This window comes from Streptomyces achromogenes, assembly GCF_030816715.1.
Lineage (GTDB): Bacteria > Actinomycetota > Actinomycetes > Streptomycetales > Streptomycetaceae > Streptomyces > Streptomyces achromogenes_A.
On record NZ_JAUSYH010000001.1, the window covers coordinates 6,739,093 to 6,761,051 of the forward strand.

General features: G+C 74.2%; 19 protein-coding genes and 1 pseudogene. 13 read left to right on the forward strand and 7 right to left on the reverse strand.

Going from position 1 to position 21,959, the window contains the following annotated elements; genetic code table 11:
• Nucleotides 1-17 precede the first annotated feature (17 nt).
• The gene (locus QF032_RS30100; protein ID WP_307058218.1) at nt 18-737 is read right to left on the reverse strand and encodes a CTP synthase C-terminal region-related (seleno)protein; all 720 of its coding nucleotides are present in this window, start codon (nt 735-737) and stop codon (nt 18-20) included.
• Between the two features lie 105 nt (nt 738-842).
• On the opposite strand from QF032_RS30100, the gene QF032_RS30105 reads away from it, so the two are divergent.
• The 4 genes from QF032_RS30105 to QF032_RS30120 all read left to right on the forward strand — a co-directional run bounded on the left by QF032_RS30105 (nt 843) and on the right by QF032_RS30120 (nt 5,236).
• A complete protein-coding gene (locus tag QF032_RS30105; protein ID WP_307046806.1) occupies nt 843-1,712 on the forward strand; it encodes a LysR family transcriptional regulator in 870 nt (289 codons plus the stop codon).
• Nucleotides 1,713-1,939: 227 nt separating this feature from the next.
• Nucleotides 1,940-2,635 (forward strand): PDZ domain-containing protein, encoded by a 696-nt coding sequence (locus tag QF032_RS30110; RefSeq protein ID WP_307058220.1) that lies wholly within the window; start codon nt 1,940-1,942, stop codon nt 2,633-2,635.
• Between the two features lie 438 nt (nt 2,636-3,073).
• Entirely contained in the window at nt 3,074-4,201 is a 1,128-nt protein-coding gene (locus QF032_RS30115; protein ID WP_307058222.1) for an aminopeptidase P family protein, read from the forward strand.
• A 48-nt stretch (nt 4,202-4,249) separates the two neighbouring features.
• A complete protein-coding gene (locus tag QF032_RS30120) occupies nt 4,250-5,236 on the forward strand; it encodes an aminoglycoside phosphotransferase family protein (RefSeq protein WP_307046811.1) in 987 nt (328 codons plus the stop codon).
• Between the two features lie 105 nt (nt 5,237-5,341).
• On the opposite strand, the gene treZ is transcribed toward QF032_RS30120, so the two are convergent.
• Nucleotides 5,342-7,087, reverse strand: coding sequence for a malto-oligosyltrehalose trehalohydrolase (gene treZ, locus QF032_RS30125; protein WP_307058224.1), 1,746 nt, complete (start codon nt 7,085-7,087; stop codon nt 5,342-5,344).
• Between the two features lie 165 nt (nt 7,088-7,252).
• Between treZ and QF032_RS30130 the strand changes: the two genes are divergently transcribed.
• The 3 genes from QF032_RS30130 to QF032_RS30140 all read left to right on the forward strand — a co-directional run bounded on the left by QF032_RS30130 (nt 7,253) and on the right by QF032_RS30140 (nt 8,523).
• The gene (locus QF032_RS30130) at nt 7,253-7,804 is read left to right on the forward strand and encodes a DUF1707 and FHA domain-containing protein (RefSeq protein WP_057575862.1); all 552 of its coding nucleotides are present in this window, start codon (nt 7,253-7,255) and stop codon (nt 7,802-7,804) included.
• Nucleotides 7,805-7,885: 81 nt separating this feature from the next.
• Complete coding sequence (locus QF032_RS30135) at nt 7,886-8,068, forward strand: hypothetical protein (RefSeq protein WP_307060574.1); 183 nt, start codon at nt 7,886-7,888, stop codon at nt 8,066-8,068.
• The gene (locus QF032_RS30140) at nt 8,065-8,523 is read left to right on the forward strand and encodes an SSI family serine proteinase inhibitor (RefSeq protein WP_307046815.1); all 459 of its coding nucleotides are present in this window, start codon (nt 8,065-8,067) and stop codon (nt 8,521-8,523) included. The genes QF032_RS30135 and QF032_RS30140 overlap by 4 nt, the downstream gene beginning before the upstream one ends.
• Nucleotides 8,524-8,639: 116 nt before the next feature.
• On the opposite strand, the gene QF032_RS30145 is transcribed toward QF032_RS30140, so the two are convergent.
• The 3 genes from QF032_RS30145 to glgX form a co-directional block, all read right to left on the reverse strand.
• Nucleotides 8,640-9,890 (reverse strand): M14 family zinc carboxypeptidase, encoded by a 1,251-nt coding sequence (locus tag QF032_RS30145; protein WP_306948504.1) that lies wholly within the window; start codon nt 9,888-9,890, stop codon nt 8,640-8,642.
• 282 nt (nt 9,891-10,172) lie between these two features.
• Nucleotides 10,173-12,524, reverse strand: a complete 2,352-nt coding sequence (gene treY, locus QF032_RS30150) for a malto-oligosyltrehalose synthase (protein ID WP_307058226.1) — start codon at nt 12,522-12,524, stop codon at nt 10,173-10,175.
• Nucleotides 12,525-12,665: 141 nt separating this feature from the next.
• Nucleotides 12,666-14,774, reverse strand: coding sequence for a glycogen debranching protein GlgX (gene glgX, locus QF032_RS30155; RefSeq protein WP_306948500.1), 2,109 nt, complete (start codon nt 14,772-14,774; stop codon nt 12,666-12,668).
• 192 nt (nt 14,775-14,966) lie between these two features.
• Here glgX and QF032_RS30160 point away from each other — a divergent pair, with 192 nt between their 5' ends.
• The 4 genes from QF032_RS30160 to QF032_RS30175 all read left to right on the forward strand — a co-directional run bounded on the left by QF032_RS30160 (nt 14,967) and on the right by QF032_RS30175 (nt 19,437).
• Entirely contained in the window at nt 14,967-15,785 is an 819-nt protein-coding gene (locus tag QF032_RS30160) for a Tat pathway signal sequence domain protein (RefSeq protein ID WP_307046819.1), read from the forward strand.
• A gap of 130 nt (nt 15,786-15,915) precedes the next feature.
• On the forward strand, nt 15,916-17,262 hold the full coding sequence (locus QF032_RS30165; protein WP_307046821.1) for a copper amine oxidase: 1,347 nt from the start codon (nt 15,916-15,918) through the stop codon (nt 17,260-17,262).
• A gap of 102 nt (nt 17,263-17,364) precedes the next feature.
• A complete protein-coding gene (locus tag QF032_RS30170) occupies nt 17,365-18,603 on the forward strand; it encodes an SAV2148 family HEPN domain-containing protein (protein WP_307058228.1) in 1,239 nt (412 codons plus the stop codon).
• A 108-nt stretch (nt 18,604-18,711) separates the two neighbouring features.
• On the forward strand, nt 18,712-19,437 hold the full coding sequence (locus QF032_RS30175) for a 3'-5' exonuclease (protein WP_307058230.1): 726 nt from the start codon (nt 18,712-18,714) through the stop codon (nt 19,435-19,437).
• 105 nt (nt 19,438-19,542) lie between these two features.
• On the opposite strand, the gene QF032_RS30180 is transcribed toward QF032_RS30175, so the two are convergent.
• Nucleotides 19,543-20,406, reverse strand: coding sequence for a phosphotransferase enzyme family protein (locus tag QF032_RS30180; protein WP_307058232.1), 864 nt, complete (start codon nt 20,404-20,406; stop codon nt 19,543-19,545).
• A gap of 330 nt (nt 20,407-20,736) precedes the next feature.
• On the opposite strand from QF032_RS30180, the gene QF032_RS30185 reads away from it, so the two are divergent.
• On the forward strand, nt 20,737-20,925 hold the full coding sequence (locus QF032_RS30185) for a hypothetical protein (protein ID WP_307058235.1): 189 nt from the start codon (nt 20,737-20,739) through the stop codon (nt 20,923-20,925).
• Between the two features lie 14 nt (nt 20,926-20,939).
• On the opposite strand, the gene QF032_RS30190 is transcribed toward QF032_RS30185, so the two are convergent.
• Nucleotides 20,940-21,389 carry a hypothetical protein gene (locus tag QF032_RS30190; protein WP_307046827.1) on the reverse strand — a complete coding sequence of 150 codons (450 nt, stop codon included), beginning with the start codon at nt 21,387-21,389 and terminating at the stop codon, nt 20,940-20,942.
• A gap of 271 nt (nt 21,390-21,660) precedes the next feature.
• Here QF032_RS30190 and QF032_RS30195 point away from each other — a divergent pair.
• Nucleotides 21,661-21,909, forward strand: a pseudogene (locus QF032_RS30195) (glycosyl transferase); the annotation flags it as partial.
• Between the last annotated feature and the right edge of the window lie 50 nt (nt 21,910-21,959).

The window sequence follows — 21,959 nt, forward strand, 5'->3', positions numbered from 1 at the left end:
CGCGTGTCCGACCGCGCTCACCGCCGGGCCGCGTGCCCGACCGCGGCCCGCGCCAGCGCCCGCACGACCGGGTGCGGGCGCGAGCCGTCGCCGGAAAGCTCCGGCTGGAAGAGGGAGGCCAGGAAGAAGGGGTGGTCCGCCAGTTCGGCGATCCGGGGCAGGCCCTGCTCGTCGTGGCCGGAGAAACGCAGCCCGTGGGCGCGCAACACGTCCAGATGGCGGGAGGGCCCGTACGCGCAGAAGTAGCGCTCCACCGTGCGCTCCGAGCCGATCACCGCATGGGCGAGCGAGCCCGGCTCGAGCGTCACCGTGCCCTCGTGACCCACCAGCGAGCAGGCCAGCGGCTCGATGAGCGGGTCGTCGGCGTCGGGATCGTTCTCGGCGTGCGCCGCGCGCGACAGCCCGCAGACCGTGCGGGCGTACTCCAGCAGCGCGTGCTGGAAGCCGCCGCAGGTGCCGAGGAACGGGATGCCCTCCTCGCGCGCGGCGCGGATCGCGGACAGGACGCCCGCCTCGCTCCGGTAGGGGCTGCCCGGCACCACCCACACCGCGTCGAAACCCCGCACCGCGCCCTCGGCCTCCGCCTCCTTCGAGGGGATCCAGTAGGCGTCCAGGACCAGCCGGTCCCGGGCGGCCAGGGCGTCCAGGAGGAGCGGTATCCGCGTGTGGGAGACGACGGTGGAGGAGCGGTCGCCCACCAGGGCGATCCGTGCGGTCTGCGCTGCGATGCCGGTCATGCGCCTCATCCTGGGCGCGACCACCGGTTCGCGTCCAACGATGATTCCCGCACCGCCGATAAGCAGAACTGATGCAACCTGGGCGGAGGCTGGGATCCTGGACGCATGGACCCGCACCTCCTGCGCACCTACGTCACCGTCGCCCGGCTCGCCTCCTTCTCCGGGGCCGCCCGGCAACTCGGGTACACCCAGTCCGCCGTCTCCCAGCACATCGCGGCCCTCGAACAGGACCTCGGATCGCCGCTGCTCACCCGCCGCCCGGTCGCCCCCACCCCGGCGGGCGAACGCCTCCTCGAACACGCGGGGCCGCTGCTGCTGCGCCTGGACGCCGCCCGCGCGGACGTCGTCCGGCTGGCTTCTGCGCCCTCCCACGGGCTGACGCTGGCCGTCTCGCCGACCTCGCTCGGCCCCGCCGCCCTCGCGGCGCTCCCGCCCGCCGGAGTGACGCTGCGCGTGCTCGGCCGCGACCACGTCGTCGCGGCCGTCGCCGAGGGCGCGGCCGACCTGGGGCTCGTCGACGGCCTCGCCGCGCCCAGCGACCCGCTGCGGCTGCCCGACGTGGCACCGCTGACCACGCGCGGCGTCGGCGAGGAGCCCGTGAGCGTCCTGCTGCCCGCCGCTCATCCGCTCGCCCGCCGCAGCGGTCTGCGTCTCGGCGACCTCGTCGACGCGCGCTGGCTGGACGCACCCGACGCCGGGCTGCCGCTGCCCCAGCTGCGCGCCGCCGCCGGCGGCCACGGCTTCCGCGCCGCGCTGCGCTACGACGGCTGCGACGTCAGGCTGCTGACCGCGCTCGCCGCCGCCGGTCACGGCCTGACCCTGCTGCCCCGCTCGGCCGCCGCGGGAGTCCCGGGGGCGGTCGCCGTGCCCGTCGTCGAGCCCCGGGTCGTGCACCGGGTCGAGATCGTGCACGCCGCAGCGCCGCCGGGAGGCGCGGCCCGCGCTCTGCTGGAGGCGTTGGCCACGCGCGCGTGAGGCGCACAAGCCGTGGACGGTGTCCCTGGGGCGGGGGCCGTGTCGGGCACGCGCGCGTGAGGCGCGGCAGCCGTGAACGGCGTCGTGGGGGCGGGGTCGCGTCGTCCGCGCGCGGGACGCGCAGTGCGCGGGGACGCCCGTACCTCGTCCGAATCCGGGACAGTCTCACTCTTTCGTGACTGGTGGTGGGCGGGTGAGCCGGGTAGAGCACCAGCCGGAGGCGATCCATGGAACAGACAGCGTTGCGACCCAAGCCCCTGCCGGGCCAGGACCCCGCGGGCGCCGCCCTGCCGAGCGGCGGCCCGGGCCACCGTCCGTCCGCCGCACGCCGCCGCGGACGACGTCCGACGACCCTGGTGGCCGGCCTGTTCGCCGGCACGGCCCTCGTCCTGTCCGGCGTCGGTCTGGGCACCGTGGGGGCGACCGTGATCGGCATGAGCAGGCTGGCCGAGCTGCAGCGACAGGCGGAGCTCGGGGGAGACGCAGGGCCGGAGGGGTGGGCCGGACGGGCCGGGCCGACGGATCGGCCGCAGGCGTCGGGCGGTACACGGGAGGGCAGGACGGCGGCGCGGTCCGGGCCGGGCGGCGCGGCCTCCAGCGCGGCCGCAGGGGCCGAGGCCGGGGCGTCCGGCGGGGCCGGGGCGTCGTCGCGCGCGGCCGGGGCGAGCCTGGGGCTCGAGGCGGTGGACGCCGCGAGGACGGGCGCCGAGATCGTCGCCGTCCACGTCCCCGGTCCCGGTTTCACGGCGGGCCTGGTCCGCGGCGACGTCCTGCTGACCTTCGGCGGCGCCGGGATCGACTCGGCGACCGACCTCGCCCGGGCGGTCGACCGGGCGCGCCCCGGAGCGGAGGTGGAGGTGACGGTCCGCCATCGCGGCGGCGGGTACCGGAAGGTGACGGTCGTCCCCGGGATCGTCACCTGACACGGGCCGGGACGGCCCCCGGGACCCGCGGGGGCCGTCGGCACGCCACACGCGCGCACCCTCCGGCAGACCACCGGCCCCCCGTCACCTGGGACGCGCCGTTCGTGGGCCGGATCTGCGCGTTCTCTCCCGGACCGGGGCGCGCCGCCGTCCCGAGCACATCCGAGACGGAATGCCGCTCCTTCCCGGCCTGCGCCCGGCCTTCCCGGCTTGCGCCCGGCCTTTCCGGCTTGCGCCCGGCCTTTCCGGCCTGTGCCCGGCCGACCTGGGCGGGTCGTCCGTCCGAAACCCTTGTCAACCGGCTCGCGCGACCCCCGCCGGGCGGGCAGGATGCTGCCCGTGGTCATCTCGCCGGCGTCACCTCGTCCGTCACCTTGTCCACGGCCGCAACGGCACCAGCAGTCACCTCAGTCGCCACGTCCCTCCTGGGAGGCCCGGATGACCGGCACCGCCCCCGCGCCCTTCACCGCCGACGACTACCGGGCCCGCATGGAACGCGCCGCGCGGGAGGCCGCCGACGCCGGACTCGCCGGACTCCTCGTGGCGCCCGGACCCGACCTCGTCTGGCTCACCGGCTACGCGCCGACCGCCGCCACCGAACGGCTCACCCTGCTCGTCCTCGCCGCCGGCCGGGACCCGGCCCTCGTCGTGCCCGCCCTCGAGGCCCCCGACGCCGCGAAGGCGGCCGGCGCCCCCGTCCTCACGCTGCGGGACTGGATCGACGGCAAGGACCCCTACGCCGTCACCGCCGCCCTCCTCGACGACCGCGGGCGGTTCGGGATCAGCGACAGCGCCTGGGCGATGCACCTGCTGGCCCTGCAGAAGGTCCTGCCCGCCACCTCCTACACCTCCCTCACCGAGTCCCTGCCCATGCTGCGCGCCGTCAAGGACGCCGCCGAGCTGGAGCTGATGGCGGCGGCGGGAGCGGCCGCGGACCGGGTGTTCGAGGAGATCCGCCAGGTTCCCTTCCGAGGGCGCAGGGAGACGGAGGTCGGTGCCGAGCTGGCCGCACTCCTGCGCCGGTTCGGCCACTCCCAGGTCGACTTCACCATCGTCGCCTCGGGGCCGAACGGCGCGAACCCGCACCACGAGGTCGGCGACCGCGTCATCGAGCACGGCGACATGGTCGTCCTCGACTTCGGCGGCCTCAAGGACGGCTACGGCTCCGACACCTCCCGCACCGTGCACGTCGGCGAGCCCACCGACGAGGAACGCCGGGTGCACGACCTGGTGCGCGAGGCGCAGGAAGCGGGATTCCGGGCGGTCCGGCCCGGCGTGGCCTGCCAGGAGGTCGACCGGGCGGCCCGCGCGGTCATCGCCGACGCCGGCTACGGCGCGAACTTCATCCACCGCACCGGCCACGGCATCGGGGTCACCACCCACGAGCCGCCGTACATGATCGAGGGCGAGGAGCGGCCCCTCGTGCCCGGTATGTGCTTCTCCGTGGAGCCCGGCGTGTACCTGCCCGGCCGGTTCGGCGTGCGCATCGAGGACATCGTCACGGTCACCGAGGACGGCGGCCGCCGCCTCAACGACACCACCCGCGAGCTGGTCATAGTGGACTGACCCGCTCCCAGGAGTCCCCGGCACCCACCCGAACGGCACGGCGCGATCATGAACCAGGCACCGACACCCACCGCGGACACCGTCCGCCGGCTGGTCCGTGCGCTCCTCGAGGAGAACGGGGCGAGCGGCCCCGGACCGGAGGTGCGGCCCGTCACCGAGGGCGGCGCGCCCACCACCTGGTGGGTCGGCGCCCGCCATGTGCTGCGGCTCGCCCCCGACCGCGAGGCGACCGTGCGCCGCCGTCGTGAACTGCGGCTGCGCGACCTGGTCCGGCAGCACCTCCCGATCGCCGTGCCGACCGGTGTCGCGCACGGCGAGTGGTCGCCGGGGCTCGCCTACACCCTCGACGCGCGGCTGCCCGGCGGCACGGCCGAGGAGCACGACGTGTCGGCCGTCGGCGAGGCCGACCTCGCCGGACTGCTCAGCGGGCTGCGCGAGGTGCCGGCCCGGCAGGCGGACGCGCTCGGCGTGCCGCGGGCCGCCCCACGCTCCCTGGAGGCGCTGCGCCGAATGGCCGTGGCCGCCGCCGAACGCCTCGGCCGCGCCGACGAGTTCGACCCCGCCCGGCTGCACCAGCTCACCCCGGCGGGCGCGGCCCAGCTCGCCGCCCAGGCCGCCCCCGCGGTCCTCGTCCACCACGCGCTGCGCGGCGAGCACCTCGTGGTGAGCGCCGACGGCCGGGTGCGCGGCGTCCTCGACTGGACCGACGCGGTCCTCGGGGATCCCGCCGAGGACATCGCGGGCCTCGCCCTCGCCGTCGGCGCGGGGGCCGCCGTCCGGGCCGCCACCCTGGCCGGCTACGGCGCCCGCCCCTGCCTGCGCGGCCTGTGGCTCGCCCGCTGCGACACCGTCGTCCACCTCGCCCGGCGCGTCGAGGGCCGCAAGGCCGGCCCGCGGGACGCCGACGCACTCGCCCTCCCGCGGACCCGGTTGCGGCGCGCCTGGGAGGCGATCCTGCTGGAGCGGGTCACGGAGTTCCGCGAGGACGGGGACGGCGGGGACGCGACCGCGGCGGACGGGGACGGGGACGGGTAGGGCGAAGGACGCGCCGGACGGAGGGGCGTGCGCACGCACACGGACGTGTCCGAGGGCGCACTCCCGCCGGCCCCCCCGGCCCCCCGGCCCCCCGGCCGCCCGGCCTCACTCCTGCTCCAGGACCACGCACGCCTCCCCGGGGAGATGCAGCAGGCCGTCCGGGCCCGGGACGCCCACCGGTTCCCAGGCGGCCAGCACGCGCGCGGGGCGCGGGCCCAGCGGGATGGCGGCCGGCTCCCGGCCGAGGTTGACGGCCACCCGGACGTCGCCGCGCCGGAAGGCCAGCCACCGGCCCCCGACGTCGTACGCGACCTTGATGTCGGCCAGGTCGGGATCGGTGAGGTCGGGCTGGGCGTGCCGCAGGGCGATCAGCTCGCGGTACCAGGCCAGCAGGCGCGCGTGCGGCTCGCGCCGCGGCTCGGACCAGTCCAGGCAGGAGCGCTCGCGGGTCGCCGGGTCCTGCGGGTCGGGCACGTCCTCCTCGGCCCAGCCGTGTGCCGCGAACTCCCGCCGTCGGCCCCGTCGCACGGCCTCGGCGAGCTCCGGGTCGGTGTGGTCGGTGAAGTACTGCCAGGGCGTGCCCGCCGCCCACTCCTCGCCCATGAACAGCATCGGCGTGAACGGCGCGGTCAGCGTCAGCGCCGCCGCGCACGCCAGCAGCCCCGGCGTCAGGGACGCCGAGAGGCGGTCGCCCTGGGCGCGGTTGCCGACCTGGTCGTGGGTCTGGCCGTACCCGAGCAGCCGGTGCGCGGGCACCCGGGCCCGGTCCAGCGGGCGGCCGTGGCGCCGGCCCCGGAATCCGGAGTGGACGCCGTCGTGGAAGTAGCCGCCGGTCAGGGTCTTGGCGAGGGCGGCGAACGGGTCGCGCGCGAAGTCGGCGTAGTAGCCCTGGGACTCGCCGGTGAGCGCGGTGTGCAGGGCGTGGTGGAAGTCGTCGTTCCACTGCGCGTGCAGGCCCAGGCCGCCCTGCCGGCGGGGCGTGATGAGCCGCGGGTCGTTCAGGTCGGACTCGGCGATCAGGAACAGCGGCCGGCCCGTCTCGGCGGCGAGGGCGTCCACCGCCGCCGACAGTTCCTCCAGGAAGGGGTACGCGCGCGTGTCCGCCAGCGCGTGCACCGCGTCCAGACGCAGCCCGTCGAGTCGGTAGTCGCGCAGCCAGGCCAGCGCGCTGCCCAGCAGGTAGGCGCGCACCTCGTCGGAACCGGGGGCGTCCAGGTTCACGGCCGCGCCCCACGGCGTGTGGTGCGTCTCGGTGAAGTACGGGCCGAAGGAGGGCAGGTAATTGCCGGACGGGCCCAGATGGTTGTGCACCACGTCCAGGACCACGCCCAGACCGAGCGAGTGGGCCCGGTCGACGAACCGCTTCAGCCCCTCGGGGCCGCCGTACGGCTCGTGCACCGCCCACGGGGACACCCCGTCGTACCCCCAGCCGTGCCGGCCCGGGAACGGGCACAGGGGCATCAACTCCACGTGGGTGATGCCGAGTTCGGCGAGATGACCGAGCCGCTCGGCGGCCGCGTCCAGCGTTCCTTCGGGCGTGTAGGTGCCCACGTGCAGCTCGTACAGCACGGCGCCCGGCAGCGGACGTCCGGACCACGGCGTGCGCCACTCGTGCCGGCTCTGGTCGACGACGGCGCTCAGCCCGTCCGGCCCGTCCGGCTGGCGCCGCGAGCGGGGATCGGGCCGGACCGGGCCGTCGTCGACCGCGAAGCCGTACCGGGTGCCGTCCTCGGCCTGCGCCTCGCCCGTCCACCACCCCGCCCGCTCCGGATCGCGCGCCAACGCGCGCGTGGCGCCGCCGCATCGCAGCGTCACGCGTTCGGCCTGCGGTGCCCACACCTCGAACTGCACGGACGGCTCCCCTTCGTCTGCTCACCGTGATGTAGCCCGTCCCGTCCATCGTGCTCCACCGGAGATCGATCCGGCCCGGGAACACTCCCATTGGCGCGCCACCCGTGCGGGGGGCGTCTTCCCGTCTTCTGGACACCCGGAGCCCGCTGACCGACAATCACCACCGTGACGTCGTCCTTCGAGTTCAACACGTACCCCGCGCGCTTGTCCGACGCGGAGCGCGACCGGGCGCTGAAGGTGCTGCGCGACGGCGTCGCCCTGGGGCGCCTGTCGCACGACACGTTCATCCGGCGCATGGAACTGGCCCTCGCCGCCCGACGCCCGGACGAGCTCGCCGTCCTCACCGCCGACCTGTCCGAGGAGAACCGCTTCTCGCGGGTCGTCTTCGGCGCGGTCGAGGCGGTCTCCGGCTTCACCGTGCGACTGCGCCGCGCCTGGCAGGCCGAGCGGCTGCCCAAGCTGCTGCTGCCGCACCCGGGCACCGCGCACGCGCTGCGCATCGGCCGCGATCCGGTGAACGGTCTGCGCTTGACGCACGAGAGCGTCTCGCGGGTGCACGCCGAACTCATCCGCCAGGGCGGCGTGTGGGTGCTGCGCGACCTCGGCTCCACCAACGGCACGACTGTCAACGGGCGGCGCGTCATCGGCGCGGCCGTGGTCCGCGAGGGCGACCAGGTCGCCTTCGGCCGGACCGGATTCCGCCTCTCGGCGAACTGAAACCGGTCAAGTCCCCTGGCCCGACGCGGTGTCGACGCACCCCGGGCCGATGACTCACTGTGCCTGCACCGGATACGGCCGGTGAACCGACGGCACTCCCTGTGGAGGTGTGCCCTGCCGCCCCTCCTCCGCTACCCGAGCGTCGACGAACTCGCGGCCGAGTACCAGGCACGGGTCGTCCTCGCCGCGTTCCGTCTGGCCGGTGCCCGTTCGGGTGAGTCGGACTGGGGTTCCCAGCGCGTCGTGCCGATGCACCGGGAATGAAGCACTTTCTCGATGATCTCCGCCCGGCCCGGGCGGTGCGGCGCGTCCTGCCGGCCGCGGCCGCCCTCCTCCTCGCCGCCGGCGCCGCCCCCGCCGCCCTGGCCGCCTCCCACGACGCCCTCCCCGGCAACTGGCTCCAGCTCACCGTCACGCGCGGCGACGCCCGCTCCAGCGACACGCGCGGCACCCTGCTGCTGTGCGACCCGCCCCAGGGCCACGCGCGGGCCGCGGAGGCCTGCGACGCCCTGGCCCGGTCCGGCGGCGACGTCGAGGCCGTCCCGCGCGACGCCGGCCGCGTCTGCCCGCTCGTCTACGCCCCGGTGACGGTCCGCGCCCAGGGACGCTGGAACGGCCGTCCGGTCGACTACAGCCACACCTACAGCAACGACTGCGAGCGGGAGGCGCTGACCGGCCCGGTCTTCGCCCTGGACGACGAACAGGTGCCCGAGGTCTGAGCGCGCGGTCCGGCCGCCCCGGGAGCCCCCGTGCTCCCGGGGCCGCCCCCTCCGCCGACCGGCCGCCCGGTCGCCACGGCACGGGTCCTCTCGCCGGGTCCGGCGGACACCCGCGGTCACGCCGCGCGGTCCCGGGCGTGCAGGGCCGCCGCGACGACCGTCCGGGACTGGTGCTCGACCTGGTGCTCCAGAGGGACCCAGCGGGCGCGGAAACGGTCGGCGAAGGCGTCGCTCCACGTGGCGACGAGGTGCTCCAGGCGTGGAGCCGCGTCGTCGTCGTACTCCTGGAGGACCCGCCACAGCATCGCGGCCGCCCGCAACGGAAGCCGGCGGGCGAACGCGTCCACGCTGCCGACGTACGCCATCGTCGTGTCGGCCGGCGGGGTGTGGGTCCAGTCCGCGGCCAGCCCGGGCACCAGCTCCAGCGCCCATCGGGCCGCCCGCAGCAGCGGACCGTCGACGCCCTCCAGCCGCGGCAGCACCTCGACGAGCACCCGCTCCACCTCCGTCGCGTCCCGCAGCAGCCGCCGCGCCAGCCGGCGGATCGCCGCCGCCGGGGCGGGATGCGGGGCGGGGTCGTCCACCATGTCGCTCGCCCACATCGGGACCTCCACCACCGCCGTCAGACCGCCGTAGCGGTGGGCGTGGTACCAGGTGCTGTGCCGGGCGTCGTCGGGCATGCTCGGATAGGCGGCCTCCGCGCCGGCGGCGGGCATCACATGCACGCCGGGCCCGGACGCCGGCCACCCCGCCGCGTCGGAGGCGCCCGTCTCGACCGGGATGTGCAGTTGCGCGGCGGACTTGGCGAACGGCTCGGCCAGCCCCGGGATGTCCTTCGTCAACTGCACCCAGCTGCCGCCCAGGTCGGTCCCGTGCAGGGTCGCCTGGAGGTAGGGGCGCAGCTCGTCGATCACCCGGGTCAGCGCGCGCGTCTCGGGCGGCAGCCGGTCCGGCGGCAGGACCGCCGGCGACCACTCCGGCTGCTCCGGGCCCGCCGGACGGAAGAAACCGAGGTGGTACTCCAGCAGACTGCGGGGCGCGGGGGTGACGTGCAGGCTCGCCCCGTCGGGGTCCGCGCACAGCAGGAAGTGCCAGGACGTGCCGTCGCGCAGTTCGCGTTCGTACAGCACCCGTTCGGCGAGCGCCAGCAGCGTGCACCCGCCGGTCGGCTCGTTGGCGTGGGCGCCCGCCACGACCAGCACGGCCCGCCGGGCGTGCCCCACGGACAGCAGGTGCAGCGGCCGGCCCGCACGGGAGACCCCCACCTGCCGCAGCGTGCACGTGCCGGGTTGGCGTGCGGCCAGAGCCCGGGCAGAAGAGGTCAATTCGGTCACCGTGGGGTAGCGCAGCTCCGGCAGGAGACTCACCCCCGTATTCGTCCGCCCGGCCTTCGCCTCCGCAGTACCCCACGGTCTCCGGGAACTGTCAAGAACGCCCGCGGGCAGGCTCCGGGGGCGCTCGAAGCGCGGGCCGGCGGAGTGGAGCGAGCCGACGCGCGGCCGGGGGTGCGGACGTTCGACGTCCGCTCGGACGTCGTCGCCGTTCGCAGCCGCTCAGCCCCCTGTTCCCCCGCCGGGCCGCTCGTCCTCGCCGTCCGGCCGCCCGTCGGCAGACCGCCCGACCGCCCGCCGGCGCACCCGCTCGCCGCGTCAGTCGACCCGCTCCAGCAGTGCCACCGGCAGCCGTTCGAACAGGTCGGCCACGCGCGCGTGCCCGCCGAACTCCCGCTCCCCGGCCAGCGCGTCGACCCAGCGTCCCGGCGGCAGCGCCAGCCGCGTCTCGCGCCAGCCGCCCGCCTCCGCCAGCCTCAGCGACAGCCGGGTGACGGCCGTGACCGCCCGGCCGGAGCGCGCGAACGCCAGACAGTGGTCCGCCGCCGCCCCTTCGGCGGGCAGCGGCTCGTACGTCGCCGACTCCCCGAAGACGTCCGGGCGCCGCCGGCGCAGCCACAGCGCCGCCTCGGTCACCGCCGCCTTGGTGTCGGGCTCCTCGGGCGGGAAGCGCACCGGGCGGCGGTTGTCCGGGTCGACGAGCGTCCGGGACTCGCACTCGGCGCCCTGGTAGACGTCCGGCACGCCCGGCATCGTCAGATGCACCAGCGCCGTGCCGAGCACGTTCGCACGGATGTGCGGCGCCAGCGCGCGACGCAGCGCGGCCACCCGCTCGCCGGGCGGTCCGCACGGCCCCGCCGCCGCGAACGCGGCCACCGCGTCCTCGTACGGCGGCTCCTGCTCCGTCCAGCTCGTGAACAGGCCCGCCTCGCGCACGTGCTTGAGCAGCGCCTCCCGGACGCGCTCAGGGGCCGCCGGGCCGAGCCCGAAGACGGTCTGCCAGGCCGCCCACGCCAGCTGCCCGTCCACCGCGTCCTCCTGCGCGGCGGTGACCTCCGCCAGGACGTCGGACCAACGCTCCGGGCACTCGGTGAGCGCGGCGAGCGCGGCGCGCACGTCGGCGCTGCGCTTGGTGTCGTGCGTCGACACGACCGTCCCGGTGGCCGGCCAGTCACGCTGCACGCGCGCGCAGTACGCGTGGAAGGCGGCCGGCGACACGCCCGGGGAGCCGGGATCTCCGCCCACCTCGTTCGCCGCCGGCAGCGGCACGTACCGGTAGAACGCCGTGTCCTCCACCGACTTGGCGCGCAGCGCGGACGACGTCTGCGCGAACCGCGCCCGGAACTCGGCCCCCGCCTGGCCCTCCCCGCCCAGCACCAGCCCCCGCACCACGTCGACCGCGCCCGCCTCATCGGGCACCGTGAACGCCTGCCGGGCCTCCCGGGCCGCCGCCTCGGTGACGACGGCCGCCGGATCGCCCGAGGCGTAGGGCCGGTAGACCTCCATGCGGACCAACAGCTCCACCAGTGCCCTGCGCAGCGCCCAGGGTGCCCGGTCGCGCAGCGCGGGGTCGCACGACGCGGCGCACACCCGGGAGGCAGTCCGCGTCAGCCGGTCCGTCTCGGCCGCCAGCTCGTGCGCGAGCACCTGGTGCGCAGCCAGCCGCACGGTCGCCGCCCAGTCGCCGCCCCGGTCCGTCCGCGGGGCCGCGAAGCGCCGGTAGCGGGTCAGCAGCTCCCCGGCCCCCACGGGGTCCGTGAACAGGCCGTCGACGTGGCGCAGGGCGTCATAGCCGGTCGTGCCGGCGACCGGCCAGGAGTCCGGCAGCCGCTCCGCGTCCGCGAGGATCTTCTCCACGACCGTCCACCGGCCGCCGCTCGCCCCGTGCAGCCGCTCCAGGTATCCGTCCGGGTCGGCGAGGCCGTCCGGATGGTCCACGCGCAGGCCGTCGAGCACCCCCTCGTGCAGCAGCCGCAGGATCGTGCCGTGGGTGGCCTCGAACACCACCGGGTCCTCCACCCGCACCCCGATGAGCTCGGAGATGCTGAAGAAGCGCCGGTAGTTCAGCTCGGTGCGGGCCAGCCGCCACCAGGCGAGGCGGTACCACTGGGCGTCCAGCAACTGCGGCAGCGGCAGCCCGCCGGTGCCCTCGCGCAGCGGGAAGACGTGCTCGTGGTAGCGCAGGACGTCGCCCTCCACCCGCAGGTGCTCCAGTTCCCCGCCGACGGGACCGCCGAGCACCGGCAGCAGCATCCGGCCGCCCTGCGCCTCCCATTCGACGTCGAACCAGCGCGCGTACGGCGAGCCCGGGCCCTCCCGCAGCACCTCCCACAGGGGGCGGTTGTGACGCGGGGACATCGCCATGTGGTTCGGCACGATGTCCACGACCAGGCCGAGGCCGTGCTCGCGCGCGGTGTGCGCCAGCGCCCGCAGCCCCTCCTCCCCGCCCAGCTCGGCACGCACGCGCGTGGGGTCCGTGACGTCGTAGCCGTGCAGGGAGCCGGGCACGGCCTCCAGGACGGGGGAGAGGTGCAGATGCGAGACGCCGAGCGAGGCCAGGTACGGCACGGCCGCCGCCGCGGCCCCGAAGGGGAACCCGGGCTGCAGCTGCAGCCGGTAGGTCGCCGTGGGCGGCACGGGAACGGGGGCGTCACGTCGCTCAGGGGTCATGACACCCTACGTACCCGCCCCGCCGTGTTTCGTGTCACCACCTCCCCTTCCGGGGCGGTTCCGGATCCGTCTCTCCGTCCCTCGGCTGTTCCCTCCCTCGGCCCGTTCCCGCAGTCGGGTCCGTCCCTCACCGGGGTCCCTCTACGTGGGGCGCTGGAGCACCGTCATGCTCCGGTCGGGCAGCGTCAGCCGGGCTCCCGCCTGCACCTTGGCGCCCGCCCCCTCCGCCACGGACGCCGGGTCCGCCGTGTCCACGACCACCTGCCACTGCCGTCCGTGGTCGACCGGCACCACGAACTCCAGGGTCTTGGCGGTGGCGTTGAACATCAGCAGAAAGGAGTCGTCCGTGATCCGTTCGCCGCGCGGGCCCGGCTCGGAGATCGCGTTGCCGTTGAGGAACACCGACAGCGCGGACGCCTGCGCGCGGTCCCAGTCCCGCTGCGCCATCTCCGTCCCGCCGGGCGTGAACCAGGCGATGTCCGACAGCTCGTCATGGGTGCCCTCCACCGGCCGGCCGTGGAAGAAGCGGCGCCGCCGGAAGACGGGATGCTCCCTGCGCAGCCGCACCAGCGCGCGGGTGAAGTCCAGCAGCTCGCTGCCGTCCTGCGGCCACTCGACCCAGGCCAGCTCGCTGTCCTGGCAGTAGGCGTTGTTGTTGCCCTTCTGGGTGCGCCCGAACTCGTCCCCGTGGCTGAGCATCGGCACGCCCTGGGAGAGCATCAGCGTGGCGACGAAGTTGCGCATCTGCCGGGCCCGCAGCCCCAGCACCCCGGCGTCGTCGGTGTCGCCCTCCACGCCGCAGTTCCAGGACCGGTTGTGGCTCTCGCCGTCCCGGTTGTCCTCCCCGTTGGCCTCGTTGTGCTTGTCGTCGTAGGAGACCAGGTCGTGCAGGGTGAAGCCGTCGTGGCAGGTCACGAAGTTGATGGAGGCCAGCGGGCGCCGTCCGTCGTCCTGGTAGAGGTCGGACGAGCCGGTCAGCCGGGAGGCGAACTCGCCCACCGCCCGCGCCTCGCCCCGCCACACGTCCCGCACGGTGTCGCGGTACTTGCCGTTCCACTCGGTCCACAGCGGCGGGAAGTTCCCCACCTGGTAGCCGCCCTCGCCCACGTCCCACGGCTCCGCGATCAGCTTCACCTGGGACACCACCGGGTCCTGCTGGACCAGGTCGAAGAACGACGACAGCCGGTCCACCTCGTGGAACTGGCGCGCCAGGGTCGCCGCGAGGTCGAAGCGGAACCCGTCGACATGCATCTCCAGCACCCAGTACCGCAACGAGTCCATGATCATCTGCAGCACGTGCGGGGAGCGCATGAGCAGCGAGTTCCCGGTGCCGGTGGTGTCCGTGTAGTACCGAGGGTCGTCCGCCAGCCGGTAGTAGGACGGGTTGTCGATGCCCCGGAAGGACAGCGTCGGGCCCAGGTGGTTGCCCTCGGCGGTGTGGTTGTAGACCACGTCGAGGATGACCTCGATGCCCGCCTCGTGCAGCGCCCGCACCGCCGACTTGAACTCCAGCACCTGCTGGCCGCGGTCACCCCAGGAGGCGTACGCGTTGTGCGGGGCGAAGAAGCCGATCGTGTTGTAGCCCCAGTAGTTGTTCAGCCCCATGTCGACCAGCCGGTGGTCGTTGACGAACTGGTGCACCGGCATCAGCTCCAGGGCCGTCACCCCGAGCTCCGTCAGGTGCTCGAGGACCGCCGGGTGGGCCAGGGCCGCGTAGGTGCCGCGCAGCTCCTCCGGCAGCCCCGGGTGGCGCATCGTCAGACCCTTGACGTGGGCCTCGTAGATCACCGTCTGGTGGTAGTCGGTGCGCGGCCTGCGGTCGTCGCCCCAGTCGAAGTAGGGGTTGACCACCACCGACGTCATCGTGTGCGGCGCCGAGTCGAGGTCGTTGCGCCGCTCGGGCGCGTCGAAGTGGTAGCCGTACACCTCCTCGCCCCACCGGATCTCGCCGGCGACCGCCTTCGCGTAGGGGTCGAGCAGCAGCTTCGCCGAATTGCAGCGCTGCCCGCGACCGGGGTCGTAGGGACCGTGCACGCGGAAGCCGTACCGCTGCCCCGGCATGATGCCCGGCACGTACGCGTGCCGGACGAACGCGTCGCTCTCCCGCAGTTCCACCGCCGTCTCCGAGCCGTCGTCGTGCAGCAGACACAGCTCTACTCGGTCCGCGGCCTCCGTGAAGACCGCGAAGTTCGTGCCGGCGCCGTCGTACGTGGCACCGAGGGGATACGCCTCTCCAGGCCAGACCTGCATGGATACGACTCTTTCAGGTGTGCCGCCGCGGCGGGGTCGCCTTGCCGCCCGAGTCTCCCGGAATCTGAGGGAACCACCCGTGACTTACGCCCCTCTTACCCAATGACCGGTGCATGCGGAGACAAACAGGCGCCGCATGCCGAACCAGTGGGGCAGACGTACTCCCGGCAGCAGGGGGAGTAGGGGGAGATTGTGCGCACGACGGTGCGCCGCCACCTGGGCAAGGTGGTGGCGGGTACGGCCATAGCGGTGGCCGCGACAGCCGTGATGGTCGGGATCACCCTCCCGGGCACGGCGGGGGCGGACGACACGGCGGGCGGCAAGAAGGGGCAGAGCGCCGGGCAGACGGCCGACGGACGGCAGGGGGACACGGCGGCGGTGCGGCCCGGCGTCGTCGAGGAGGCACCCGCCGAGGGCGCGAAGGGCACGGGTCGCGACCCGCTGACCGACGACGAGATCGCGCGGGTCGAGAAGATCGCGCTCAACCAGCAGCCGCTCACCGCCGCGAAGGACGTGGACGGCGACCGCGGCCCCCAGCGCCTCGGTGCGGACCTCGCCGACCCCGAGGCCGACGAGGTGGACGACCCCGACGCCCCCCGGCGCGCGGAGGTGTCGTTCTACGACTACGGGTCCGACACACTCGTCACCAAGACCGTCAACCTCGGTACCGGCAAGGTCGAGGCCACCGGCTCCCAGCACGGCGTCCAGCCGCCGCTCGGCACCGCCGAGCAGAACGAGGCGGCCGCCCTGCTGATCGCGGACCCGCTGGGCGCCGGCCTCAAGGCCGACTTCAAGGACGCCACCGGCAAGGCCCTCACCTCCCCGGACCAGCTTCAGCTCGCCAGCATGGTGTACCGGGCGGTGCCGGGCGCCGGACCGGCCGCCCTCGCCAAGTGCGGCGAACACCGCTGCGTACGGCTGCTGTCGAAGGTCAGGAACGGACCGTGGATCGACACCCGAAGCCTGGTGATCGACCTCAGCGCCCGCAAGGTCGTCCGCATCACCGGCTGAGCCGGCCCCGAACCTCCTGAACCCTCCCGAACCGAAGCGTGGGCCCACGCCGGCCCACGCCCGCCCGCTCGTCCGTCCGTTTGTCGCCCCGCCTGCCTCCTGCAGAGGGATGCAAAGGAGTCATGTCGTCATGCGCGTTCCGTTTCTGAAGCGCGGCCCACGGTCGCAGGGCGCCGCCCGCGCCCGCACCGGCGCGGCCGTCGGCCTCTGTGTGGCGACGCTCGCCGCCGGTGCGGCCGCCGGCGCCGGCCCGGCCGCCGCCCAGCCGAAGGCCGCCCCCGCGGCCGCCGCCGACTGCAGCGCCGCCTACCGCATCGAACAGAAGCTCTCCACCGGCACCACCTGGCGCATGTGCTGGCGCTTCGAGGCCAAGTCCGGGCTCGTCCTCGAGAAGGTCTCCTACCAGCCGCCCGGCGAGACCAAGCCGATCCGCGTCCTCAACAGCGCCAAGATCGCCCAGATCCACGTGCCGTACGACGACGGCAAGAACGAGTACAACGACATCACCGACTACAACTTCGGCTCGGGCCTGGTCAACATGACGCCCGCCGAATGCCCCGGCGGCACCATCCGCACCGTGAAGGTCCCCGACTCGTTCACCGGGAGCCCGAACGTCAAGGGCCTGTGCACCACGACCCGTTCGCGCGGCCACGCCTACCGCATGCAGGCCGACACGGGCAACAAGGTCTTCCAGGCCCAGGGCAAGGACCTGCTGGTCTACACCGTCAACAAGGTGGGCTGGTACGAGTACATCACCGAGTGGCGCTTCTCCGACGACGGCGCGATCAACATGAACGTCGGCGCCACCGGCAGCCTCTCGCCCTTCGACTACGACGCCGGCGACGGCCGCGGCTGGCCCCTGGGCAAGGGCGCCAAGTCCTACGCCACCAGCCACAACCACAACGTGTTCTGGCGGCTCGACTTCGGCCTCGACGGCTCCTCGGCCGGCAAGGTGGAGCAGTACGACTCGGTGGTCAGCCCGCCCGCCGGCGCCCAGCAGGGCCCGACCACCAAGACCACCCGCACCGCCGTCACCAAGGAACTCGCGGGCGACGCCGCGAACATGCGCTGGTGGCGGGTGATCAGCGCGACCGGCAAGAACAAGGACGGCCACGCCCGTTCCTACGAGTTCGTCCCCGGCGCCACCACCAAGTACGCGGGACGCCCCTTCACCCGGCACGACGTGTACTTCACCCAGTACAACAAGTGCGAGCAGTACGCCAGCAACAACGTGCGCGACTGCGGCAGCCCGCTGCACGGGTACTCGGTCGACAAATGGGTGAACGGCCAGGCCCTCACCCACCCCGTGGCCTGGGTGAACGTGGGCTTCCACCACATCGCCCGGGACGAGGACCAGCAGCCCATGCCGGTCCACTGGCAGGGCTTCTCGCTCGCCCCCAGGGACGTCACCGCCATGAATCCGCTCACGCCCTCCGCCCTCGCGGGACAGAACGGACAGCCCAACACCGGCAGTTGAGAAACGACCTGTCCATCCGGCTGCACCGCCCACCGCTCGCGGAGTACCCTTCCTTGATCATTGGGACGGGGAGTGCTCGGGGGAGCGGAAGGCGGTGCGCGGGTGGGCTCGGGAGGGCTGGAGCTGCCCCCTGGTGACGAGGGTCACGAGGGAGGCTCCGCAGACGTCCCGCCCGGCACGGTGTCCCTGGCCCGGCCGATGGAGACGAACGCCATCGGACCGGAGCTGGACTGGGACACCGACGCCTGGCGGGAGGTGCGCACCCGCGCCCAGCGGGCCGGCCGGGCCTACGTCTGGCTGAACCTCGTCGAGCAGCGGCTGCGCGCGGTCGTGGCCGCCGTGCTGCGCCCCATCTACGAACCCGTCCACGGCGACGAATGGGTGGTCGCCGCGGCCGGGCCCGCCGGCCAGGAATGGGTGCAGCGCGCCGTCGCGGTACGCGAAGTCAGCCGTCGCAAGGGCTACTTGCTCGACCCGGCCGACGACAACGTGATCTCCTTCCTCACCCTGCCCCAGCTGCGCGAGCTGATGGTGCAGCACTGGCCCTGCTTCGAGCCGTACCTCGACGACCGCCGCGACGTCGAACTCGCCCTGGACGAGCTGGAGGTGACGCGCAACGTCGTCTCCCGCAACCGCGCGCTCTCCGAAGCCGTCCTGAACCAGGCCGAACGGGCCTCCGCGCGCCTCCTGGAGATGCTCGGCACCAGCGGCGACGTGCCCTCCGCGCGCCGGCTGCCCGTCGACGCCGTCGAGGACCTGGTCGGCGACCGGTACGCGGACGTGGTCGCCGTCCACTCCGACCGGGTGCGGCTGCTGCGCCAGTTCCCCGCCGAGGACATCTTCGACGGCTCCCGCCGGATCGACGCCATCGGCATCGGCCTCAACCTGCTGGTGCAGAACTTCTCCGGCCGCCGCCTGGTCCGGCTCGCCGAAGGCGGCACCCGCGTCCGGCTGCTCTTCCTCAATCCCGCCTCCAGCGCCGTCAAACGCCGTGAACGCGAACTCGGCATGAAGCGCGGTGAGTTGAGCCGGGCCGTGGAGATGAACATCCTGCACATGCGCCGGGTCCGGTCCCGGCTGCGCGATCCCGGCGCCTTCCAGATCCAGGTGTACGACGAGACGCCCCGCTTCACCGCCTACCTCGTCGACGGCGACGGCACCGACGGCATCGCGGTGATCCAGTCCTATCTGCGGCGCATGCGCGGCATGGAGGCTCCGGTGCTGGTGCTGCGGGGCGGCAGCCGGGTGGTCAAGCCGGGCGAGGTGGACGAATCCGGCCTCTTCCCGGCATACCGCGAGGAGTTCGAGCTGGCCTGGGCGGACTCGCGGCCGGTGTCCTGAAACGTCCGGTTCACTCCGCCGGCAAACGGAAGGCGCTCCTCTGATTGTCAGTGGCCCATGGGAAGGTGGGAACCACTGGGGGAAGCACCACCGAGAAGGGGGGCCGACATGGCCTGGCACCAGGAGCTGCTGGTCGGCTTCGACCTGGAGACCACCGGGACGGACCCGCGCGAGGCGCGCATCGTCACGGCAGCCGTGATCGAGGTCAGGGACGGGCAGGTCCTGGGACATCGCGAGTGGCTGGCGGACCCGGGCGTGGAGATCCCGGCCGACGCGGTCGCGGTGCACGGGATCAGCAACGAGCGGGCGGCCGCCGACGGCGCTCCGGCCGACCGGGTCGCCGACGCGATAGCCGACGTCCTCGTGGGCTACTGGCGCACCGGGGTCCCGGTCGTCGCCTACAACGCGGCCTTCGACCTCACGCTGCTGTCGGCCGAACTGCGCCGTCACGGGCTGCCCTCCCTGCGCGAGCGCCTCGGCGGCCTCGACCCCGCGCCGGTGATCGACCCGTACACCATCGACCGCTCGGTCGACCGCTACCGGCGCGGCAAGCGCAACCTCGAAGCGGTCTGCGCCGAGTACGGCGTCCGCCTCGACTCCGCGCACGACGCCTCCGCCGACGCCCTCGCCGCCGCCCGGCTGGCCGGGGCGATAGCAGCCCGCCACCCCAAGGTCGCCGGCCTCGGCCCGGCGGAGCTGCACCGCCGTCAGATCGACTGGTACGCCGAGTGGGCGGCGGACTTCCAGAGCTTCCTGCGCCGCAAGGGCGACGCGGAAGCGGTGGTGGACGGGTCCTGGCCGGTGCGGGAGCCGGCCGACAGCCCCAGCGTGTGACACGCGGCCGGGCGGGCCGGACTTGCCGCCGCCCTCACCAGGGGGAGCGTCCTGGGCATGGGAAGCGTCTTCGGCGGGGCTGCGTTCCCGGAGGGGCTGCCGTCCTCAGAAGGGGTACCAGCGCACCGCCTCGTCCCCGTCGCGCAGTGACGCCACCCGGCGCCGGAACTCCGCCGCGGCCTCGGCGTTCGCCGGCGCGTGCTGGGCGACCCAGGCGCAGCTCGCGGTCTCGCGCGCGCCGCGCAGCACCGCACAGCCCTCCCACTCCCGCACGTCCCACCCGTAGGCCTCGGTGAAGGCGTCATAGGCCTCGGCGGGCAGACCGTACCGGTCGCGGGAGAGCGCCATGACGACGAGGTCGTGCTCGCGCAGATCGGCGGAGAAGGTCTCCAGGTCGACCAGGACCGGACCGTCGGGGCCGATGTGCACATTGCGGGCCAGCGCGTCGCCGTGGATCGGGCCGGGCCGCAGCCGCGGGGTGAGAGCGGAGGCGGCCTCGGCGAAGCCGTCGCGCCGCGCGCGCAGAAAGGCCGCGTCCGCCTGGTCGATCGCGTCGCCCGCGAGCCGCAGCCAGCGTTCGACACCCGAGAGCAGATCCCGCGGCGGCAGAGCGAAGGCGGGGGCGGGCAGGGCGTGCACCAGACGCAACAGTGCGGCCAGGTCCCGTGGCCCGGCCGGCCGCACCGGGTCCGGCAGCCGGTGCCACACCGTCACCGGATGCCCCTCGACCAGCAGCGGCTTCGCCTCGGCCGCCCGCACCGCGGGCACGCCCGCCTCGGCCAGCCAGGCCGCGACGTCCAGCTCGCGCCGGGCCCGTGCCAGGAGTTCGGCGTCCCGGCCCACCTTCACCGCCAGGCCCCCGGCGGCGAACACCGCGTTCTCCCCCAGCGCGAGCAGCCGCGCGTCCGCCGCCGGTCCGGGCAGCACACCCGCAGCGGCCAGTACGTCCCGCGCCCGCGCCTCGTCCATCGTCCGCCTCCGTGTCGTCGCCCGCCCGGCCCGCCGACGGCGTGATCCGGCCGTCCGACGGCCAGTCTCGCATTCGGGCAGACAGGCGCCGCTCGTGCGGTCCCCGGTCCGCGGAGCAGGTGCCGACCGAGCAGTGGACCGCGTACGACTGGCAGGGCCGGGCGATCACTCGGCACCGTACGGAGATCCCGATGGCTTTCGGGTTCCGGGCAGGTACCGAGGAGGACCAGGAGGGGTTGGCGGAGCGGCTGTCTGCCGAGCTGTGCCCGGTGGAGCTCTCTCGCGAGCCTCTGATGGCGGCCGTGGTGGCCCGGTGTCACCCGCGCGGCGATGATCTACCCGGTCGTCGGTGGGGAGAAGACGCTGAAGGCCCTCACCGCGGAGGCCGCGGCGAACGAGGCCCGCTACAAGGCCCGGGTCCGTACCGTGCTGCGGTCGTCGTACTCCGCGCACTGGCGTCGGAGCTCTCGCCGCTGCCGGGAGCGCACGTCATTGCGTCCCCTCAGCGCGTCGTCGTAGGTCGGGCCCGGGGTCTACCAGGGTGGGCGGGTGTCGCGGAGTGCTGCCGGGGTCTGGTCGGGCAGGGCTGTGTTCTGGTCGGTGCGCAACAGCATGCCCGGGTCGGGTGCGAAGTCTTCGTCGGGCGGTGCCGGCTGGTGGAAACGTTCGGTGCGCGGGATCGTGACTTCCACCAGCCGGTCCTCCTGGAACATCCACAGCCCGAAGCAGTCGTCGTCCTGGTCGCGAAGCAGCACCTGCACCGTGTGCGGACGGGGCCACGGCAGCGACTCCAGGTGCTTGAGCAGGCCCTTGCGGGCGTGCATCTTGTCGAACTCCAGGGCCCACCCGAACTCATAGCCCCAGTGCCCCGCGATCGGGACGAAGCGGCCTCGCCACGTGCGTTCCGGGTCGTCCCGGGTCAGCGGTTCCATGACCTCGTCCGACCAACGGGCAAGCACGATGACCTCGGCGTCTCTACTCATGACGGAGTATCACCGCATCCGCGCCATCTTCCGCAACCACATTCCTCAGCCGGCCGAAGCAGACAGCAGTGGGTCGAGCGAGTCGACACATTCCGGGTTGCGGTCCCCGTCCATCGTTGTCATGAACGGTCCTTTGCCCGATCAAGATCAAACACGACGGCCCGGCGGACGCGAAGCGCCGTTGCTGTTCGCAGAACTCGTTCTCACTCAAAGGCGGGTCCGGGGCAATTCTGAGAATGGTTGGTGAAGCAGCATCCGGGGCATGACGGCGCTGGCCACGGCCACGCCGATGATCGCCGTACCGCAGGCCGTGGACCAGTTCGGCAACGCGGACGTCCTGAAGGAGCTCGGCGTGGCCCGGCGGATCGACACGGCGGACGCCACGGCCGAGGCCCTGCGCGAGGCCGCCCTCGCCCTCGTCGACGATCCCGAGGTCGCCCGCCGGCTCAGGACGTTCCAGGCGGAGATGGCGGCGGAAGGCGGCACACCGCGGGCGGCGGACCTCGTCGAGGCCGAACTCGACAAGCACGCGGCGGAACCAGGCACGAGGAAGGGCCCGTCGACTCCAGG